Source organism: Mesorhizobium sp. (assembly GCF_024509055.1).
Taxonomy (GTDB): domain Bacteria; phylum Pseudomonadota; class Alphaproteobacteria; order Rhizobiales; family Rhizobiaceae; genus Mesorhizobium.
Genome location: NZ_JANINM010000298.1, coordinates 1 through 2,059, shown reverse-complemented (window position 1 = coordinate 2,059; position 2,059 = coordinate 1). Strand labels below are relative to the sequence as shown.

Sequence of the window (2,059 nt, the reverse complement as noted above, 5' to 3'; positions counted from 1 at the left end):
CTATTCCTTCGGCCCGGTGCTCGGCCCGATGGACGATTACTACATGGCCGAAGGCTCGCATCTGCGGCTCTTCGACAAGCTCGGCGCCCATATCATCGACCATGAAGGCGCGACCGGGGTTCATTTCGCCGTCTGGGCGCCAAACGCCAGACGCGTCTCGGTGGTCGGCGCCTTCAACGAATGGGACGGCCGCCGGCACACCATGCGCGACCGGCGCGACACCGGCATCTGGGAACTGTTCATCCCTGATATCGGCGCCGGCCGGCCCTATAAGTTCGAGATCATCGCCCCCGACGGCGTGCGGCTGCCGCTCAAGGCCGACCCGTTCGCCTTCGAGTCCGAGTTGCGTCCGGCCACCGCTTCCGTCACGGCGCCGCCCCTGGCGCATCAATGGGGCGACGAGGCGCATCGCGGCTTCTGGCGCAGCGCCGATCCGAGGCGCGAGGCGATCTCGATCTACGAGGTCCACGCCGGCTCCTGGCAGCGCCGCGACGACGGCACTTTTCTGTCCTGGGATGAACTCGCCGCGCAGCTGATCCCCTATGTGGTCGACACCGGCTTCACCCACATCGAGTTCCTGCCGATCTCCGAGCACCCTTACGATCCGTCCTGGGGCTACCAGACGACCGGCCTCTACGCGCCGACCGCCCGCTTCGGCGATCCGGACGGTTTTGCCCGCTTCGTCGACGGCGCCCACCGCGCCGGCGTCGGGGTCATCCTCGACTGGGTGCCAGCGCATTTCCCGGTCGACGAGCACGGATTGGTGCGGTTCGACGGCACGGCGCTCTACGAACATGCCGACCCGCGCCAGGGCTTCCATCCCGACTGGAACACCGCGATCTACAATTTCGGCCGCCGGGAGGTTGTGTCCTTCCTGGTCAACAACGCGCTGTTCTGGGCCGAAAAATACCATGTCGACGGCCTGCGGGTCGACGCGGTAGCGTCCATGCTCTACCTCGACTATTCGCGCAAGGCAGGCGAGTGGATCCCCAACGAGAAGGGCGGGCGCGAGAACCTTCAGGCCGTCAGCTTCCTGCAGAAGATGAACAAGGAGCTCTACGGCCACCATCCCGGCGTCATGACGATCGCCGAGGAATCGACCTCATGGCCGAAGGTGTCGCGTCCGGTGCATGAGGGCGGACTGGGCTTCGGCTTCAAATGGAACATGGGCTTCATGCACGACACGCTGGAGTACCTGTCCAAGGAGCCGATCTTCCGCAAGCACCACCACAACGACATCACCTTCGGCCTAGTCTACGCCTTCTCCGAGAATTTCGTGCTGCCGCTCTCCCATGACGAGGTCGTGCACGGCAAGGGCACGCTGCTCAACAAGATTGCCGGCGACGACTGGCAGAAGTTCGCCACGCTGCGCGCTTATTACGCCTTCATGTGGGGTTATCCGGGCAAGAAGCTCCTGTTCATGGGGCAGGAATTCGCCCAGCGCCGCGAATGGAGCGAGGCACGTCCGCTCGACTGGAACCTGCTCGAATTCGCGCCGCATCGCGGCGTCTGGCAGACGGTGCGCGACCTGAACTACCTCTACCGCTCACGCCCGGCGCTGCATGCGCGCGACTGCGAGCCGGAGGGGTTCTCCTGGCTGATCGTCGACGACCGCGACAATTCCGTCTTCGCCTGGCTGCGCAGCGCGCCTGGCGGCAACCCGATCGCCGTCATTTCGAACTTCACGCCGGTGCCGCGCGAGAACTATCGCGTGCCGCTACCGAAGGCGGGGCAATGGCGCGAGATCATCAACACTGACGCTGCCGACTATGGCGGCTCCGGCATGGGCAATGGCGGCGTGGTCGTGGCGAGCGGGGAAGGAGGCGGCACATCGGCGACGATGCTCTTGCCGCCGCTCTCGACGATCATGCTGGAATTCGTCGCGGACCACGCCAGATGATATCCCATCTGGCTAAAGTATTAATCCGGACGGTTTACTTGGGAGGGTAACAATGGCAGAGATCAAGAGAACCCAGCCGCTGGCACGCGATGCCATGGCCTATGTGCTGGCCGGCGGGCGCGGCAGCCGCCTCAGGGAGCTGACCGACCGGCGCGCCAA

At 64.9% G+C, this 2,059-nt stretch carries 1 protein-coding gene; it reads left to right on the top strand.

The annotated features are described in order from the left end of the window. Positions 1–1,900: 1,4-alpha-glucan branching protein GlgB (gene glgB, locus Q0L57_RS13435; protein ID WP_296743339.1), on the top strand; the 1,900-nt coding region annotated here is incomplete at its 5' end. Positions 1,901–2,059: the final 159 nt, after the last annotated feature.